Origin of the sequence: Streptomyces sp. NPDC048606 (assembly GCF_040650855.1) — a bacterium.
In the GTDB taxonomy this organism is placed as follows: domain Bacteria; phylum Actinomycetota; class Actinomycetes; order Streptomycetales; family Streptomycetaceae; genus Streptomyces.
The window spans coordinates 50,767-67,694 of sequence record NZ_JBEZIB010000034.1; the positions used below are offsets into that span (position 1 = coordinate 50,767).

At 73.8% G+C, this 16,928-nt stretch carries 17 protein-coding genes; 9 read left to right on the forward strand and 8 right to left on the reverse strand.

Translation table 11 applies throughout. From position 1 onward, the window contains the following. Positions 1 to 37 precede the first annotated feature (37 nt). Positions 38 to 1,303: a beta-ketoacyl-ACP synthase II gene (fabF, locus tag AB0D01_RS30480; protein ID WP_363060874.1), complete on the forward strand. Its 1,266-nt coding sequence runs from the start codon at positions 38 to 40 to the stop codon at positions 1,301 to 1,303. A gap of 83 nt (positions 1,304 to 1,386) precedes the next feature. Here the strand turns inward: fabF and AB0D01_RS30485 are convergent, their stop codons facing one another. Beyond that, entirely contained in the window at positions 1,387 to 1,881 is a 495-nt protein-coding gene (locus tag AB0D01_RS30485; protein ID WP_030160508.1) for a DUF3145 domain-containing protein, read from the reverse strand. Between the two features lie 250 nt (positions 1,882 to 2,131). Here AB0D01_RS30485 and AB0D01_RS30490 point away from each other — a divergent pair, with 250 nt between their 5' ends. Continuing rightward, positions 2,132 to 3,028 carry an SGNH/GDSL hydrolase family protein gene (locus tag AB0D01_RS30490; protein WP_363060876.1) on the forward strand — a complete coding sequence of 299 codons (897 nt, stop codon included), beginning with the start codon at positions 2,132 to 2,134 and terminating at the stop codon, positions 3,026 to 3,028. Between the two features lie 166 nt (positions 3,029 to 3,194). On the opposite strand, the gene AB0D01_RS30495 is transcribed toward AB0D01_RS30490, so the two are convergent. Beyond that, a complete protein-coding gene (locus AB0D01_RS30495; protein WP_363060878.1) occupies positions 3,195 to 5,672 on the reverse strand; it encodes a glycoside hydrolase family 3 C-terminal domain-containing protein in 2,478 nt (825 codons plus the stop codon). Positions 5,673 to 5,873: 201 nt separating this feature from the next. On the opposite strand from AB0D01_RS30495, the gene AB0D01_RS30500 reads away from it, so the two are divergent. Beyond that, complete coding sequence (locus AB0D01_RS30500; protein ID WP_363060880.1) at positions 5,874 to 6,449, forward strand: TetR/AcrR family transcriptional regulator; 576 nt, start codon at positions 5,874 to 5,876, stop codon at positions 6,447 to 6,449. A 67-nt stretch (positions 6,450 to 6,516) separates the two neighbouring features. Then, complete coding sequence (locus tag AB0D01_RS30505; protein ID WP_363060882.1) at positions 6,517 to 7,260, forward strand: carbon-nitrogen hydrolase family protein; 744 nt, start codon at positions 6,517 to 6,519, stop codon at positions 7,258 to 7,260. A 4-nt stretch (positions 7,261 to 7,264) separates the two neighbouring features. Here the strand turns inward: AB0D01_RS30505 and AB0D01_RS30510 are convergent, their stop codons facing one another. After that, on the reverse strand, positions 7,265 to 7,600 hold the full coding sequence (locus AB0D01_RS30510) for a helix-turn-helix domain-containing protein (RefSeq protein WP_363060884.1): 336 nt from the start codon (positions 7,598 to 7,600) through the stop codon (positions 7,265 to 7,267). A gap of 97 nt (positions 7,601 to 7,697) precedes the next feature. Between AB0D01_RS30510 and AB0D01_RS30515 the strand changes: the two genes are divergently transcribed. Then, positions 7,698 to 8,597, forward strand: a complete 900-nt coding sequence (locus AB0D01_RS30515) for an NAD(P)-binding domain-containing protein (RefSeq protein WP_363060886.1) — start codon at positions 7,698 to 7,700, stop codon at positions 8,595 to 8,597. Between the two features lie 33 nt (positions 8,598 to 8,630). On the opposite strand, the gene AB0D01_RS30520 is transcribed toward AB0D01_RS30515, so the two are convergent. From AB0D01_RS30520 to AB0D01_RS30530, 3 genes are all read right to left on the reverse strand, one after another. After that, entirely contained in the window at positions 8,631 to 9,479 is an 849-nt protein-coding gene (locus tag AB0D01_RS30520; protein WP_363060888.1) for an EI24 domain-containing protein, read from the reverse strand. 66 nt (positions 9,480 to 9,545) lie between these two features. Next, positions 9,546 to 9,968, reverse strand: coding sequence for an organic hydroperoxide resistance protein (locus AB0D01_RS30525; RefSeq protein ID WP_363060890.1), 423 nt, complete (start codon positions 9,966 to 9,968; stop codon positions 9,546 to 9,548). A gap of 64 nt (positions 9,969 to 10,032) precedes the next feature. Next, positions 10,033 to 11,055 carry an NADP-dependent oxidoreductase gene (locus AB0D01_RS30530; RefSeq protein ID WP_363060892.1) on the reverse strand — a complete coding sequence of 341 codons (1,023 nt, stop codon included), beginning with the start codon at positions 11,053 to 11,055 and terminating at the stop codon, positions 10,033 to 10,035. Positions 11,056 to 11,149: 94 nt separating this feature from the next. On the opposite strand from AB0D01_RS30530, the gene AB0D01_RS30535 reads away from it, so the two are divergent. After that, positions 11,150 to 11,572, forward strand: a complete 423-nt coding sequence (locus AB0D01_RS30535; protein WP_363060894.1) for a MarR family transcriptional regulator — start codon at positions 11,150 to 11,152, stop codon at positions 11,570 to 11,572. Positions 11,573 to 11,789: 217 nt separating this feature from the next. Here the strand turns inward: AB0D01_RS30535 and AB0D01_RS30540 are convergent, their stop codons facing one another. Beyond that, positions 11,790 to 12,539 carry a hypothetical protein gene (locus AB0D01_RS30540; protein WP_363060896.1) on the reverse strand — a complete coding sequence of 250 codons (750 nt, stop codon included), beginning with the start codon at positions 12,537 to 12,539 and terminating at the stop codon, positions 11,790 to 11,792. A 78-nt stretch (positions 12,540 to 12,617) separates the two neighbouring features. Here AB0D01_RS30540 and AB0D01_RS30545 point away from each other — a divergent pair, with 78 nt between their 5' ends. Beyond that, a complete protein-coding gene (locus tag AB0D01_RS30545) occupies positions 12,618 to 13,223 on the forward strand; it encodes a hypothetical protein (protein ID WP_363060898.1) in 606 nt (201 codons plus the stop codon). Positions 13,224 to 13,239: 16 nt separating this feature from the next. Here the strand turns inward: AB0D01_RS30545 and AB0D01_RS30550 are convergent, their stop codons facing one another. Continuing rightward, positions 13,240 to 13,995 carry a triacylglycerol lipase gene (locus tag AB0D01_RS30550; RefSeq protein WP_363060900.1) on the reverse strand — a complete coding sequence of 252 codons (756 nt, stop codon included), beginning with the start codon at positions 13,993 to 13,995 and terminating at the stop codon, positions 13,240 to 13,242. A 220-nt stretch (positions 13,996 to 14,215) separates the two neighbouring features. On the opposite strand from AB0D01_RS30550, the gene AB0D01_RS30555 reads away from it, so the two are divergent. Beyond that, a complete protein-coding gene (locus AB0D01_RS30555; RefSeq protein WP_363060902.1) occupies positions 14,216 to 15,253 on the forward strand; it encodes a rod shape-determining protein in 1,038 nt (345 codons plus the stop codon). A gap of 113 nt (positions 15,254 to 15,366) precedes the next feature. Then, a complete protein-coding gene (locus tag AB0D01_RS30560) occupies positions 15,367 to 16,884 on the forward strand; it encodes a GAF domain-containing protein (protein WP_363060904.1) in 1,518 nt (505 codons plus the stop codon). Positions 16,885 to 16,928 lie beyond the last annotated feature (44 nt).

Genomic DNA, 16,928 nt, shown 5'->3' on the forward strand with positions numbered 1-16,928 from the left:
AATTCAGCACCCCCTGAGACGTGGAGAAAGAATTCCTGTGAGCCCGACCAATCGCACCGTGGTCGTCACCGGTATCGGCGCAACCACTCCGCTGGGTGGCGACAGCGCTTCGACCTGGGAAGGTCTGCTCGCCGGCCGGTCCGGCGTCTCGCCCCTGGAGGGCGAGCGCTTCGCCGAACTGCCGGTCCGCATCGCCGCCCAGGCCGCCGTGGACCCGAGCGAGGTACTGCCCCGCCCGCTGGCCCGCAAGCTGGACCGCTCCGCCCAGTTCGCCGTCATCGCCGCCCGTGAGGCCTGGGCCGATGCCGGTTACACCGCTCCCGCGGGCGAGGACGAGTCCGCCGTCCCCGAGCGCCTGGGCACCGTGATCGCCTCCGGCATCGGTGGCGTCACCACTCTGCTGGACCAGTACGACGTACTGAAGGAAAAGGGTGTGCGCCGGGTCTCCCCGCACACCGTCCCCATGCTCATGCCGAACGGCCCGTCGGCCAACGTCGGCCTGGAGGTCAACGCCCGCGCCGGTGTGCACACCCCGGTCAGCGCGTGCGCGTCGGGCGCCGAGGCCATCGGCTACGCGGTCGAGATGATCCGTACCGGTCGCGCCGACGTCGTCGTCGCCGGCGGCACCGAGGCGGCGATCCACCCGCTGCCGATCGCGGCGTTCGCCAACATGATGGCGATGTCCAAGAACAACGAGGCCCCCACCGAGGCCTCCCGCCCCTACGACAAGGCCCGCGACGGCTTCGTCCTCGGCGAGGGCGCCGGTGTCGTGGTCCTGGAGTCCGCCGAGCACGCCGCCGCGCGCGGCGCCCGCGTCTACTGCGAGGTGCTGGGCCAGGGCCTGTCCGCGGACAGCCACCACATCGCGCAGCCGGAGCCCACGGGTCGCGGCGTCGCGGCGGCCCTGCGCAACCTGCTGGACAACACGCAGCTCGACCCGTCCGAGCTGGTCCACGTGAACGCGCACGCCACGTCCACCCCGCAGGGCGACACGGCCGAGCTGAAGGCCCTGCGCAAGGTCCTGGGCGACGACCTCGACCACATCGCGATCTCCGCGACCAAGTCGATGACCGGTCACCTGCTGGGCGGCGCGGGCGGTATCGAGACCGTCGCGACCGTGCTGGCGCTGTACCACCGCATCGCCCCGCCGACGATCAACATCGACGACCTGGACGAGGACGTCGACGCGGACATCGTGCGCGGCGAGCCCCGCAAGCTGCCGGTCGAGGGCCCGATCTCGGCGATCAACAACTCGTTCGGCTTCGGCGGCCACAACGTCTCGCTGGCGTTCCGTACGGTCTGACCGGGTCGCCCCCGGGCACGCACGACATGAGGGAGGCCCCCACCGGCAGTGCCGGTGGGGGCCTCCCTCATGTGTGCGCCGTCTCAGACGACCTGGTGGAGCCAGCGGACCGGGGCGCCCTCGCCCGCGTAGCGGAAGGGCTCCAGTTCGTCGTCCCAGGGCTTGCCGAGGAGTTTGGCGATCTCCGCCTCCAGGTCGGTCTCGCCGCGCGCCGAGCGGGCGAGGGCGGCGCGGAGCCGGTCCTCGGGGATGAGGATGTCTCCGTGCATGCCGGTGACGGCGTGGAAGATGCCCAGTTCGGGGGTGGAGCTGTAGCGCTCGCCCTCGGCGGTCGGGCAGGGTTCGGCGGTCACCTCGAAGCGCAGCAGGTGCCAGCCGCGCAGGGCCGAGGCGAGTTTCGAGGCGGTGCCGGCCTCGGCCTGCCAGGAGAACTCGGCTCTCCAGGTGCCGGGGGAGGCGGGCTGCCGGATCCAGTCGAGGTTCACACGCACCCCGAGCACGCCCGCAACGGCCCATTCCACGTGCGGACAGAGCGCGCGCGGCGCGGAATGCACGTACAGAACTCCACGTGTCGTCACCGGGACCTCCAGTGTGGGACGAGGTCGGGAATAATCTCCAGAAAACGGACAGTATGTGACGTGATGTAATGTAACGGAAATTATTGGACATTGCGCTGCGGCGCTTGCGGCCGAAACGCCACGGGAAAAAGCTACCGTGCGCCAGGGGTCATGGTGTGACGTACGGTCGCTCCGAACCCGGTAAACACAGAGCATTCACTCAGCAGGACGCCCCGGGAAGGACACGGGGCGACGAGGGAGGGACCACCCGATGCGCACCACCGCCCCGCGACGCCGCGTGCGTCGGACCGTCGCGGGCGTGAGCGTGGCGACGGCCCTGCTCCTGTCGACGGTCACGGCGTGTGACGACGACAGGTCGTCACCCGAGGGGGAGAGGGGCGCGCAGGCGAGGCCGCGCTGGAACACCGCACCCGCCTCGGTCGCCGCCGTCGGGGACTCCATCACCCGCGGCTTCGACGCCTGTTCGGTGCTGGCGGACTGCCCGGAGGTCTCCTGGGCCACCGGCACCGACCCCGCCGTCCGCTCGCTCGCCGCCCGCCTCCTCGGCGACGCCGAGGCGCCCGCCCGCAGCTGGAACCTCGCGGCCACCGGCTCGCGCATGGCAGACCTCCCGGGGCAGCTCGCGCAGGCGGCCGCGCACCGTCCGGGCCTGGTCACGGTGATGGTGGGCTCGAACGACGCCTGCCGGCCGACGGCTTCGTCGATGACCCCGGTGGCCGAGTTCCGGGCGGACTTCGAGCGCTCCCTGCGGGACCTGCGCGCCGCGTCCCCCGCCTCCCAGGTCTACGTGTCCTCCGTACCGGACCTCCAGCGGCTGTGGGAACAGGGCAAGGACAGCCCGATGATCCGGCAGGTCTGGAAGCTCGGCATCTGCCAGTCGATGCTGGCCGAGCCGCTGTCGTCGACGGCCGGGGCCACCGCCCGACGGGAACAGGTGCGGGCGCGGGTGGTCGAGTACAACGAGGTACTGCGCGACGTGTGCGCGCGGGACGAGCTGTGCCGCTACGACGGCGGCGCGGTCTTCCAGTACCCGTTCGCGGCGGAACAGTTGAGCCGCTGGGACTGGTTCCACCCGGGCAAGGACGGGCAGGCGCGGCTCGCGGAGCTCGCGCACCGACAGGTGACGACGGCCGAACCGCCGCGTTGACGCCCGGGCGTGGCGCGGGCGTCGCCCATCCGACGAAAGGACCGGGGGCGGGTGTCAGGGCCCGCCCCCGGTCCGGTTCCGAAGGCCTCGCGACGGGCGATTTCAGGCCACTTCGACCTCGTCGTCCCTTACGGCGTGTCGTGCCGCCGTCGCCGGGCCGGCCGGCTCACAGGTCGAGGGTGACCGTGAGCCGGGTGTCGGCGTGCGAGTGGGCCGCGCGGACCTCGTACGTGCCGTCGATCCGCCGCCAGGCGCCGGCGCCCTCGTCCCAGACCTCGAAGGCCCGGGCGGGCAGCGGGATCTCGACCTCGACGCTCTCCCCGGGGCCGGCCTCGACGCCCGCGAAGGCCGCCAGCCGGCTCGCCGGGCGGCCGGCGCGGTCGTCGGCGGGGTCGCCGGCCGGGTCGCCGGCGGGCGGGGCCAGGTAGACCTGGACGACCTCCCGGCCGGGTCGGGAGCCGGTGTTGACGAGGCGGACCCGCACGGATTCGGCGGTGGCCTCCAGGGACTCGTAGGCCCAGTCGGTGTAGCCGAGGCCGTGCCCGAACGGGTAGGCGGGGGTCACGCCCCGCGCCTCGTAGGCCCGGTAGCCGATGAAGAGGCCCTCGCGGTACTCCAGTCGGCCGTCGGTCGGTACGACCTCGGTGACGGGCGCGTCGGCGAGGACGGCGGGCCAGGTGGTGGGCAGGCGCCCGCCCGGCTCCACCGCGCCGAGGAGCACGTCGGCCAGCGCGGCCCCGCCCTCCTGCCCGGGGAACCACGACAGGAGCACGGCGGCGACGTCCTCGCGCCACGGGAGCTCCACCGGGGAGCCCGCGTTGACGACGACCACGGTGTTCGGGTTCACGGCGGCGACGGCGCGCACCAGGTCGTCCTGTCGGCCGGGCAGGCGCAGGTCGACGCGGTCGAAGCCCTCGGACTCCACGCGTTCGGTGGTGGCGACGACCACGACGGCCGTGTCGGCGGCCCGCGCGGCCTCCACCGCCTCCGCGATGAGCTCGTCGGGGTCGCGCCGGGGGCCGAGGTGGAGCAGCGAGAACATGACGGCCTTGAGGGGCAGGGTGCTCATGTCGGGGACCCGGTAGGTCAGCGAGACCTCGACGGCCTCCCCCGCGGTCAGCACGGCCCGGGCACGCTCGCTGGGGGCGCCGAAGAAGGCCTCGAAGGGGTCGGCCTCGTCGCCCATCTCCTGGACGCCCTCCCAGAGGACCTCCCCGTCGAGGGCGAGGGCGAAGGCGCCGAGGCCGCGGGTGCCGAAGGCGTGCGGGCCGCTCTCGCGCGGCACGAAGCGGCCGGTGACCTCGATGGTGGCCATCGTCTCGTACGCGGCCCCGGCCGGCAGGTCGTCGCCGATCCACTGGACCTGGCCGCTGGGCAGCGAGCCCTCCCCGATGACCGCCCCGGAGGCGTCGCGGCAGACGGCGCGCAGTGCGAAGCCCTGGCCGGCGGGGGTGAGTTCCTCGCTGGGGTCGGCGCCGATCGCGTACGTGAGGGTGCCGGGCGGGAGCGCGGCGGTGAGCCCGTCGAGCGGGGAGAGCACCCGCTCGGGGAAGACGGTGGCGCTGCCGCCGCCCAGGATGCGGGCGTCGCGGGCGGCGGCGCCGATCAGGGCGACGGTGCGGCCGGAGCCGGCGTCCAGGGGCAGGACGCCGCCGGCGTTGCGTACGAGGACGCAGCCGCGGGCGGCCAGCTCCCGGGCCAGGGCCTGCCCGTCGATCGCCTCCGGGGGCTCGGCCACGACGGGCGGGGCGCCCTCCAGGAGGCCCACGCGGGCGGCGAGGCGCAGCACGTTGCGCACGGCGGCGTCGACGGCGCCCTCGGGGACCTCCCCGGCGCGGACGGCGGCGGCGAGGGCGGGGCCGTAGACGGTGGTGGGGCCGGGCATGGCCACGTCGAGGCCGCCGAGGATGTCGCCGACGGTGGAGCGGGCGGCCATCCAGTCGGAGACGTTGTAGCCGTCGAAGCCCCATTCGTCGCGCAGGACCTCGTTCACCAGGTGCCGGTTCTCGGTCATGCTCGTGCCGTTGACCCGGTTGTAGGAGGTCATGACGCCCCAGGGGCGGGCCTGGGTGACGATGGCCTCGAACGGCGCCAGGTACAGCTCGCGCAGGGCGCGCGGGGCGATGACGCAGTCGACGGTGAATCGTTCCGTCTCGGCGTCGTTGCCGACGAAGTGCTTGACGGTGGTCCCGACGCCGCCGTCCTGGACCCCCTTGACGTAGCCGGTGCCGACGGCTCCGGTGAGGTACGGGTCCTCCGAGTAGCACTCGAAGTGCCGGCCGCCCAGCGGGGAGCGGTGCAGGTTCACGGTGGGGGCGAGGACCACGTGGACGCCCTTGCGGCGGGCCTCCTGGGCGAGGAGCCGGCCCGCGCGGCGGGCGAGGGCGGGGTCCCAGGCCGCGGCGAGCGCGGTGGGCGAGGGCAGGGCGATCGAGGGGTCGTCGGCCGTCCAGCGCACGCCCCGGACCCCGACGGGCCCGTCGGACATCACCAGGGATCCCAGCCCGATCTCGGGGATCGCGGGCAGGGACCACATGTCCTGGCCGGCCAGGAGCCGGGTCTTGGTGTCGAGGTCGAGCTTGCCCAGTGCCGTCTCCACGGCGTGTTCGCGGGCCTGGTCACGGGTCTGATCGGCGTCGGTCACGGCCGTGCCTCCTCATCGATGCGGGTGCGGTGCGGGTGTGGTTCAGCGCGGTGCTGCGTGGCGCGATCGGTGCGATGGGAGCCATCGTGGACCCGGTCCCTGTAGAGCGGTAGGGTTCGTTATCTTTATGTGATAATCGAATGCCGTACGGTCCTGCTGGCGGCGTGCGAGAGGCAGTGCGCAAGGAAGGGGTGCCGGGCGATGGCGCGGGCGAAGAGCGAGGAACGGCGCGGCGAGATCGTCCGCGCGGCGGTCGAGGTGATCGCGGAGCGGGGCTACCGGGGCGCTTCCCTGGGCTCCGTCGCCGAGCGCGTGGGCCTGACCCAACAGGGGCTGCTGCACTACTTCCCGACCAAGGAGGCGCTGCTCGTCGCCGTCCTGGAGGAGCGCGACCGCTGGGACACGGGCGGCGGCTCCCGCGCCGACGCCGGCACCTGGCGGCTGGACCTGCTGGCCTCCCTGGTGGAGTACAACGCCATGCGCCCCGGCATCGTGCAGACCTTCTCGGCGCTGCTCGGCGAGAGCGTCACCGACGGGCACCCGGCCCGGGAGTTCTTCACCGAGCGCTACGCGCAGGTGCGCGGCGAGATGGCCGCCGTACTGCGCGCCGAGTTCGGCGAACGCCTGCCGTCCGGCCTGACCCCGGAGCAGGCGGCCCCCCTGCTGACGGCGGTGATGGACGGCCTCCAGTACCAGTGGCTGCTCGCCCCGGAGTCGGTGGACATGCCCGGCGCCTTCCGGGCGTTCCTCACCCTGCTGCGCGGCCCCGGGGCCTGACCCCGCGCCCGGCACGGCCCCCGGGCGGGGGTTCGGACGCCGCGGGCCCGCCGGCATCCTGGACCCCATGAAGATCGCCGCGGCGCAGCTCACCTGCGCCCCTTCCGACGTCACCGCCAACGCCGGCCTCGCCGAGGCCCTCGCCGTACGGGCCCGCGACCAGGGGGCGGAGCTGGTGGTCTTCCCCGAACTCACCCTCACCGGCTACGAGTTGGACTCGATCGGCGCGGACCCCGGCCTGTGGCTGGACGGCGCGGACGACCCCCGCCTGGACGGCCTGCGCTCCACCGGGACCGCCGTGGCCGTCAACGCCGCCCTGCGCGCCGAGGGGCCGCTGCCCACCCTCGCGACGCTGGTGTACGACGCGCACGGCGCGCACGTGACCACGTACGCCAAGCAGCACCTCTACGGGCACGAACAGGACTTCTTCGCGGCGGGCGATACCGACGGGCGTTTCGAACTCGGCGGGATCCGCTTCTCGCTCGGGATCTGCTTCGACAACCACTTCCCGGACCTCGCCGACCGGGCGCGGGCCGACGGCTGCCGCGTCCACCTGGCCGGCTCCCTCTACGGGACCGGGGACGGCCGGGCCGAGCGGGCGAGCGTCTACCCCGGGATCGCGCGGGAGTACGGCCTCTACGTGGCCCTCGCCAACCACGTCGGCCCGGCGGGCCCGTGGTCGGGCTGCGGCGGCGCCGCCGTGTGGGCGCCGGGCGGGCAGCCGCTCGTCGAGGCCGACGACCGGACGCCGGACGTGGTCGTCGCCGACGTCCCGGTACGCACCGCCCCCGCGGACGGGCCCGCCCGGTAGCGGCTCAGGCCGAGTCCGGCAGGAGGTGTTTGGCGCCCCACTCCCCCAGGGCCTCCAGGGCGGTGCTCAGGTCCTGTCCGAGCGGGGTCAGGGAGTACTCGACGCGCGGCGGGACCTCGTCGTGGACCTCGCGGTGGACGATGCCGTCGGCCTCCAACTCGCGCAGCTGCGCGGCGAGGACCTTCTCCGAGACCCCCGGGAGCTGTCTGCGCAGTTCCCCGAAACGGCGCGGGCAGCCCTCCAACACCCACAGGAGCGACACCTTCCACTTCCCGTCGATCACGGACATGGCCGCCGCGATCCCGCACTCGTCCGCCCCCGGCCTTCGCGTCAACGCCATCGCGCCACCCCTCCCACCTGCTCGCTCACCTCGGGGTAACCACCCACTCCGAAGTGCGTACTTGAGTACCTCACGGCCTGCCACCAGGCTAAACGCCATGACCGACACACACACCACGAAGCGCCCCCTGGCCCTGCTCGGACTCGGCGACATGGGCACCGTCCTCGCCCGCACCTGGCTCGCCGCCGACCACCCCCTCACCGTCTGGAACCGCACCGCCGCCAAGGCCGAGGCCCTGGCCCCCGAGGGCGCCCGCGTCGCCGCGACCCCCGCCGAGGCGGTGGCCTCCGCCGGGCTGATCGTGCTGTGCCTGCTGGACGACTCCACCGTCGGCTCGGTGTTGGAGGGGCTCGACCTGACCGGCAAGGACGTGGTCAACCTGACCACCGGCACCCCGGCCGAGGGGCGGGCCCGGGCGGCCTGGGCGGCGGAGCGCGGCGCCCGGTTCGTGGACGCGGGGATCATGGGGACGCCGGCGATGGTCGGTGCCCCCGATGGGGGCGCCTACGTCCTCTACAGCGGCTCCCTCCCGCTGTTCGAGGAGCACCGGGCGACCCTGGAGGTGCCCGCCGCCGCCCGCTTCGTCGGCGAGGACGCGGGCCACGCGGCCCTGTACGACGTGGCCCTGCTGAGCGCGATGTACGGGCTGTTCGGGGGGATCTCGCACGCCTTCGCCCTGATCGAGGGCGAGGACGTCGCCCCGAAGGAGCTGGCGCCGCTGCTGTCGGAGTGGCTCGGGGCGATGGGCTTCTTCGTCGGGAGCACCGCCGAGCGGCTGACCTCGCGGGACTTCACGAGCGGGGTGGTGTCGAACCTGGCGATGCAGGTCGCCGCCTCCGGCACGCTGCTGCGCACCGCCGCCGACCAGGGGGTCAGCCCGGAGCTGATCTCCCCCTACCTGGACCTGATGCGCGAGCGCCTGGAGGCAGACCCGGCGGCCCACGGGGGCGAGGACACGGCGGGGGCGCTCACCCTCCTGCACCGCCGCTCGCGCTAGGTCGCCCGGCGGGGCGGGCCCCCGGGCCCGGAGCTACTTGAACGAGGGCGGCGGAGGGCCGAACCCGGGCGCGGGATCGCCGGGCGCCGGGGCGTCGGCCGCCCGGTCACCGGTCGCCCGGTCCTCGTCCGGCTCCTCGGCGGCGTTCTCGCCCGTCAGCTCGCGGGCCATCAGCGTCGCCCCCGCCACGGCCCCCGGCATGAGGAAGACCGCGACCAGCGGGACGAGGAAGGCCAGCACCAGCGGCACGCCGAAGCCCAGCGCCAGCGCGCGGCGGCCGCGCAGCAGCCGCAGCTGCTCGTCGAGGTCCACCCGGCGGCGCTGGAGGGCGACGGAGGTCAGTTCCTGGGCGAGGAAGAAGCCGGAGACGCAGAAGCCGAGCGCGGGGACCACCGTCTGCCCGATGACCGGGATGAACCCGAGGGCGAACAGCAGGATCCCGAAGAGGGCCACCCGCACCAGCAGGCGCAGGCTGTCCCTGGCGGAGATCCACAGGTCCTCCCACAGGGAGCGGCCCGACTCCGGCACCTCGCCGCCCTCGGTGCGGTCCACCTGCTCCGAGAGGGACTCGTAGAAGGGCTGGCCCACCAGCAGGGTCACGGCGGTGAAGGTGATCACCGCGAGGAACAGGCCGAGGGCGTAGACCAGGCCGGTCAGGAAGCCGCGGAAGAGGCCGAGCCAGGGCGAGGACCAGTCCGAGGCGAAGGGCGTCGCCCAGGCGGTGAAGTCGTCGGCGACGTGGAAGAGGCCGAACAGCGCGGCCGCGTAGAGCACCAGGGAGACCAGCCCCGGCAGCAGGCCGAAGCCCAGCCAGCGGCCGTGGCCCAACACCCATCTCTGCCCGGCCAGCAAGTACCGGAAGCCCCCCGCAAGATCACGCATGGGGGCAGTGTACGGCGAAGGCCGCACCCCCCGACGGGGGGTGCGGCCCACGAGCGCGGAGCGCGATCAGCCGGCCAGCTCGACCGTGATGTTGCCGCGGGTGGCCTTGGAGTACGGGCAGACCTGGTGGGCCTTCTCGATGAGGTCCTTGGCGGTGGCGGCGTCCACGTTCGGGATGGAGGCCGAGATCTTGACGATCAGACCGAAGCCCTCGTCGTTCTTGCCGATGCCCACCTCGGCGGTGACGGTGGAGCCGGAGATGTCGGCGTTCTCGTTCTTCGCGACGACACCGAGGGCGCCCTGGAAGCAGGCGCTGTAGCCGGCGGCGAACAGCTGCTCGGGGTTGGTGCCCTCGCCGCTGCCGCCGAGCTCCTTCGGCGGGTTCACGACGACGTCGAGCTTGCCGTCGTTGGTGGCGACGCGGCCGTCGCGGCCGTTCTCGGCGGTGGCGACAGCGGTGTACGCGACGTCGGACTGCGTGATGGACATGAAGTGGATCCTCCAGGTGTATCGCCGTGACTCGCGCCCACGATCACGACGGCATGGAGTGAGCCTAGCGGGTGAAAGAAACGATCATCTTTCCGGTGTTCTCTCCGCGCAGCATTCCGAGGAAGGCCTCGGTGGCGTTCTCGACGCCCTCGACGACCGTCTCGTCGTAGCGCAGCTCGCCGGAGGCGAGCCAGCCGGCCACGTCCTTGACGAACTGGTCCTGGAGGCCGGCGTGGTCCCCGACCAGCACGCCCTGCAGGCGCAGGCGCTTGCCGATGATGGCCATCATGTTGCGCGGACCGGGGGCGGCGTCCGTGTCGTTGTAGTGGGCGATGGCCCCGCACAGGGTGGCCCGGCCGTGCACCTTGAGGGAGGAGATGGCCGCCTCCAGGTGGTCGCCGCCGACGTTGTCGAAGTAGACGTCGATGCCCTCGGGGGCGGCGTCGCGCAGCTGCTCGGCGACGGGGCCGTTCTTGTAGTTGAAGGCGGCGTCGAAGCCGTACTTCTCCGTGAGGAGCGTCACCTTCTCGTCCGAGCCGGCGGAGCCGATGACCCGGGAGGCGCCCTTGATCCGCGCGAACTGGCCCACGAGGCTGCCGACCGCGCCCGCCGCGCCCGAGACGAAGACGGCGTCGCCCTCCTTGAAGGACGCGACCTCGAAGAGGCCGGCGTAGGCGGTCAGGCCCGGCATGCCGAGGACGCCGAGGTAGGTGGAGAGGGGGGCGAGCGAGGCGTCGACCTTGGTGGCGTACTGCGCGTCGAGGTCGGCGTACTCGCGCCAGCCCAGGTGGTGCAGAACGTGGTCGCCCACCGCGAAGCCCTCGGCGGCGGAGGCCACGACCTCGCCGACCGCGCCGCCCTGCATCGGCTCGTCGAGCCGGAAGGGCGGGACGTAGGACTTCACGTCGTTCATGCGACCGCGCATGTACGGGTCCACGGACATGTGGAGGTTGCGGACCAGGATCCGGCCGGGGGCGGGCTCGGCGGACACGGGGACCTCACGGAGGGCGAAGTCCTCGGCGACGGGCCAGCCCTGCGGGCGACGGACGAGGTGCCACTCGCGGCTGACGGCGGGGATCTGAGACATGCGGGGCTCCTGAACGAGGGGAAATGCTTCAGAACGTGAAACAACCATGCGCCTGGATATTTCATGTTGTCAAGTAAATGGGTACGCTGGTGTCATGCCCAGTCGCCGCACAGACCCAGTGACCGTCGAGGTCGTCGAGCTCATCGGCGACGTCGTGGCCCGCTACCACATGGAGTACGAGGACGCGGCTGCCCGCCACCAGCTCACGGGGGCCCAGGCCAGGGTGCTGACGCTGCTGGCCGTGGAGCCGCTGCCGATGCGCCGCATCGCGCGCAAGCTGCGCTGTGAACCGTCGAACGTCACCGGCATCATCGACCGACTGGAGAGCCGCGGGCTGGTCGCGCGCCACCCGGACCCGGCGGACCGCCGGGTGAAGCTGGCCGCGCTCACGGAGGAGGGGGCGCAGACCGCGGATCGACTGCGCGAGTCCCTGGACTTCGCGAGGGAACCGCTGGCCGGCCTCTCGGCACAGGAGCGGGAGGCCCTGCGGGACCTGCTCAGGCGGATGCTGGCCTGACAGGCGCGCGGGGCCGGGGCCCTGCCGGGCGGGCCCGTGCCAGGCGGGGCCGCGTCACGCCGGGCGGCCATCGCGGGACGTACCGGGCCGGGGCCGTACCAGCGGGCCCGTGCCGGCCGGGGCCGGGCCGCCGCGCGGGGCCGCATCGGGCCGGGTCGCGGTGCCGGGCCGCATCCGGGCGGGGCCGGGCCGGGCGGCCCCGGGCCGGGTCACCGGCTCAGAGGCAGTTCCACCAGTCCCAGATGCTGCAGCTCTCCGTCTGCGTCGGCGTCGGGGTGGGCTTCGGCTTCGGCCCCTTGCCCGGCTTGGTCGCCGTCGGCGTCGGGGTCCGCCCGGGCGGCTGCGCCGAGCCGGTCGCGCCCGACGTGGGCGCTCCCGGCTTCGTGGGCCGTACGACTCCCTCCGCCCCGGTGGCACCGGGCGTCGGCCCCGTCCCCGCGGAGGCGGAGGCGCTCCCGCTCGCACCCGGCTGCGCGGTGCCGCCGGTGCCGGACGCGGGACCGGGCGTCTTCGCCACCCGCCCGGAGGCCTTCGCCGAGGGCAGGGCGGAGGGCGCCGCGGGCAGACCGTCGGCGTCGGGCGGGGTCTGCGGGTCCCGTGGGCCCGCGTCGTCGGTGAGCACCACCTCGTTGGCCCGGTCCACACCCTGGTCGTCGGTCACGATGCGCCCGACCGCGATGGACCCGCCGGTCGCGAGCACGAGCCCGAGCCCGACCGTGAGCGCGGTACGGCCGCCCCACCGCCGGCCCGCGCCGCGCCGCCGGGCGCCGGCGCGGCCCCCGTCGGCGGGGCCGGACAGGACGACCAGGGAATCGGCGAAGACCTCGGCGAGCGCGGGCTGCGGGACGGGGGCGGCCGTCGGGGCGGGGCCCGGCGCCGCGGTCGTCAGGTACTCGGCCGGGGTTCCGCACCCGGCGCACGCGAGCGCGCCGTTGAGGTGTCTGCGACAGGAGGGGCAGTAGTTCATGGCGCCCGCAGGCTATGCGCTTCCCGGCAACAGCAGTATTCCGGGAACGTAAGGATCCTGTGTGGAATCGTTTCGTCCATGACCGCGACCCCGCCTGCGGGCGCCCGGGGAACCTTCGGGCCGTACGCCTTCCAGCTGGTGCTCCTGCGCAGGATGGCCGACTTCCGGCCGGACCTCGCCGAGGAGGCGCGGCTGCGGCTGGGGGCCTCGCTCGCCGAGCAGCGGGAGGCGAACCGGCGCTGGCAGGCGATGGTCCGCTCGCCCCGCTCGCGCGGGGCCCTGGCCCGCTACCGGTCGGTCCTGGGGCCGCCGGAGTCGACCGACTCCCGCCGGATCGGCGACCTGCGGTGCGAGGCCCTGCTGTGGCCGGTGGGACTCTGGCCGGACCTGCGCTTCGAGGTGCTGGCGGGTCCGGACGGGGCGGTGTGGAACGAGTGGCTGGTCCGGGCCCCGGGCGCGCGGGGCCCGGTACTGGAGTCGGCCGCGGACCTGAGGCCGTGGTCCGCGACCGTCGACGAGGTGGCCCGGGCCTTCGCGCCGGTCCGGCCGATGGAGGGCACCGCGCCGACCCGATGGCGCCTCGCCTTCACGGCCGGTGGCGAGGCACTGGTGGCGGAGTTCACGTACGGACTGCTCCAGCGGGTGTCGCCCGCGAGCGGGCCGCGCCCCGGCGGCCCGGCATGAGCCGGCCGCCGCCTTCCTAGCCGGCCAGGAAGGCGCGGACCCCGGCCGAGGTGGGTTCGTCGCCGAGTAGGTCGTTGTGCTTCAGGCAGCCGACCGGGGTGTTGAGCGCGCCGGCGAGGGGGACGCTGTCGTCCGGGTTGACCACCTCGTCGCAGTTCGACCAGAAGGTGGCGTACTTCACCGCGCCGGGGGTCTCGTCGCCGGAGGCCAGGTTCCGCACCACGTACGAGCCCGGGGTCATGTCCCGGCAGGCCTGGTCCCACAGGGCGCACGCCCACGCGGTGGAGGTGCCGCGGTTGGGGCCGGCCAGCGAGACCCAGTGGTCGACGACCCGGTCACCGCCGCCGTACTTGACGTACCAACGGCTGACGAGGGATCCGAAGGAGTGGCTCACGATGTCCACCCGCGCCGCGCCGGTGCGCCGCCGCACCTCGTCGACGTGGGCGGCGAGGCGGCCGGAGAGCACCTCGTTGACGGACTGGTGGGTGTCGTAGCCCCAGGAGGAGATCCTGTCGTCGGCGTACCCGTCGGCCCTCAGGTCCTCGCGCAGCGACCCCCAGACCCCCGGGTCGGCGTTGTACCCGTGGACCAGGACCACGGGATTGCGGGTCGCCCCGGCTCCCGCTCCGGCTCCCGCTCCGACTCCCGCTCCGGCTCCGGCTCCCGGGGCGACCTGATCGGCCGTCCGTTCCGAGGCCTGCGCCGGCAGGGGGGCGAGGAGGGCGAGAGCGAGGGTCGGGAGGGTCAGGATCTTCTGGCGGGCCGTCAGCATCGGGTCCCCTTTACCTTGTTACGCGCGAGTAGCGCGGACGGTGCGCGCATCGTCGTGCCTGTCGGTACAGAAATCCACCCCCGTGCAGCACTTGCGGCCCGCCCGCCTCACCCCGGCCGGAGCATCTCAACGGGCGACATACCCCATTTACCCGAGAAGATATGAATTGCGACCAGCAACCGCCGGTCGCATCGCGTCAGCGCACTCGGGAGGAACTGCCGTGACCGTCAGTCTTGAGCAGCTGCGCCGCTGCCACGTCGCCGTCGACCTGGGAGCCGCCAGGACCCGTGTCTACGTCAAGGGCGCCGGACTGGTCGTCGACGAGCCCAGCGTCGCCGCGGTGAACACCCGCACCGGCGCGCTCATCGCCGTGGGCACCTTCGCCGAACGGATGACCGGCCGCACACCCGACTACATCCGCGTCGCCCGCCCCGTCTCCGGCGGCACCGTCGTCGACATCGAGATGGCCCAGCGGATGCTGCGTCACCTCCTCGGCGAGAAGCTCCGCCGCGCGCTGCGCCGCAAGCCCCGCCTGCGGGCCGCCGCCTGCACCCCGCACGACGCCGACCCGCTGGCGCAGCGCGCGACGGTGGAGACGCTGGTCGGGCTCGGGGCGCGCCGCGTCGAACTCGTCGACACCCTGATCGCGGCGGCCGTCGGCTGCGGCCTGCCCGTGGAGCAGCCGACCGCGACGATGATCATGGTGTGCGGGGCGGCGACCACCCAGGTGGCCGTCCTCTCCCTCGGATCGATCGTCACCGCGGAACGGATCCCGGTCGGCGGCGAGGCCATCGACCACGCGGTGGTCCAGCACCTGCGGCACGCGCACGAACTGATGCTGCCGAGCCAGGCCGTCCGCCCCCTCCAGCTGGCCCTGCACGGCAACGGCATCACCGCCCAGGGCCCGGCGTCCACCCTGATCCACGGGCGCGACGTCGCCACCGGACTGGCCCGCTCCGTACAGGTGGACACGGCCGCCGTCCGCGACGCCATCCACACCCCCCTGACCGCCGTCCTCGACGGCATCGGCAAGGTGCTGCGGGACTGCCCGCCCGACCTGGTCGCGGACCTGACGGACCGGGGGATCATGATGGTGGGCGGCAGCGCCCGGCTGCCGGGGCTGGACCAGATGCTGCGGGACGCGACCGGAATGCCCGTGGCCATCGCGGAACGGCCTGACGTGTGCGCCGTGCAGGGGCTCGGCGCGATGCTCGAAGGGAAGATCGCACCCATGGTCCTCAACCCGCTGTCCGAATGACGCCTGACGCACGTCCGCGGGCCGGGCGAACAGCCGGTCAGACGGGACCCGGCCCCGGTCCCGTCCACGACGGTGACGGTGACGGTGACGAACCGTCGCCGTCCACCCTGCCCGTGCTGTTGGAGGCTGTCCTCAGCGTCGGCTCGGACCTGGAGCTGCGCACCACCCTCCAGCACATCGTGGAGTCGGCGACCGACCTGTGCGGCGCACGGTACGGGGCGCTCGGGGTGGTCGACCCCGAGCGCGGCCGGCTCACCGAGCTGTTCACCGCCGGGATCACCGACGCCGAACGGGAGGCGATCGGCCGACTGCCCGACGGGCACAGCGGCGTGCTCGGCGCGCTGATCACCGACCCGCGCCCGCTGCTGCTGGAGGACCTCACCCTCGACCCGCGCGCGACGGGCTTCCCGCCCGGGCACCCGCCGATGCGCGGGTTCCTCGGCGTCCCGATCCGGGTGCACACCGAGGTCTTCGGCAACCTCTACCTCACCGAGAAGCACGACGGGGCGCCCTTCACCGACGAGGACCTCGCGCTGGCCCGGGTGCTCGCGGCGCAGGCCGGCATAGCGATCGGCAACGCCCGGCTCTACGAGACCGCGCGCCGGCGGGAGCGGTGGATCGAGGGCGCCGCCGCCGTGACCACCACCCTGCTGGCCGGCAGCCCGGCCGCCGACGCGCTCATGTGCGTGGCCGAACGCGCCCGGCTGCTGGCCGACGCGGCGGCCGGGGTGGTGCTCCAGCCGACCCCGGAGGGCGGTATGGAGATCGTGGCCGCGTCCACCCACGGGGACCCGGGGGACCTGGTGGGCACCGCCATCGCGCCGGGCTCGCCGGTGCTGGTCCAGCTCCTGGGCGGCGAACCCGTCTTCATCGAGGACTCGGCGACGGATCCCCGGATGACCACGCACGTGAGGGAACGTTTCGGCCCGAGCATGATGCTGCCGCTCCAGAGCGGCGGGCAGCTCATCGGGACGCTCGCGCTGCCGCGCGCCCGGGGCGGCCTCCCGTACGACGCGGTGGACCGACTGCTGGCCTCCCAGTTCGCCTCGCAGGCGGCGCTGGCGCTGGTACTGGCCGACGCCCAGCACGACCGCGAGCAGTTGGCGGTGTACGAGGACCGGGACCGCATCGCGCGGGACCTGCACGATCTGGTGGTCCAGCGGCTGTTCGCGACGGAGATGATGCTGGAGAGCACCCGGCGCCGGTCCTCCAACGCGCCGGCCGGGGACACGGTGGGCGAGGAGCTGAGCCGGGCCGTGGACGAGCTGGACTCCACGATCCAGGAGGTCCGCACCGCCATCTTCGCCCTCCAACAGCCGCCCACGGACGCCCCCACGACGTTCCGGGGACGGGTGCTGCGCGAGACGGGCGGGGCGGCCGTGCTGCTGGGCTTCCAGCCGTCGGTGCACTTCGCGGGCGCGGTGGACGCGCTGCTGCCGGACCCCGTGACCACGGAGCTGCTGTCGGCCCTGCGCGGCGCCCTCGCGGCGGCGCACCGGCGCAGCGGGGTCGGCTCGATCGAGGTCGAGATCGACGCGACGGCCTCCCGGGTCCGCCTCACCGTCTCCGACGACGGCGCGACGGAGTCGAGCACCCGGGGCACGACGGTGACGTGGGAGTCCCCGCTGTAACGCCGGCACCGCGACCGCGACGGAATCGGCACCGGAAGCGGAAG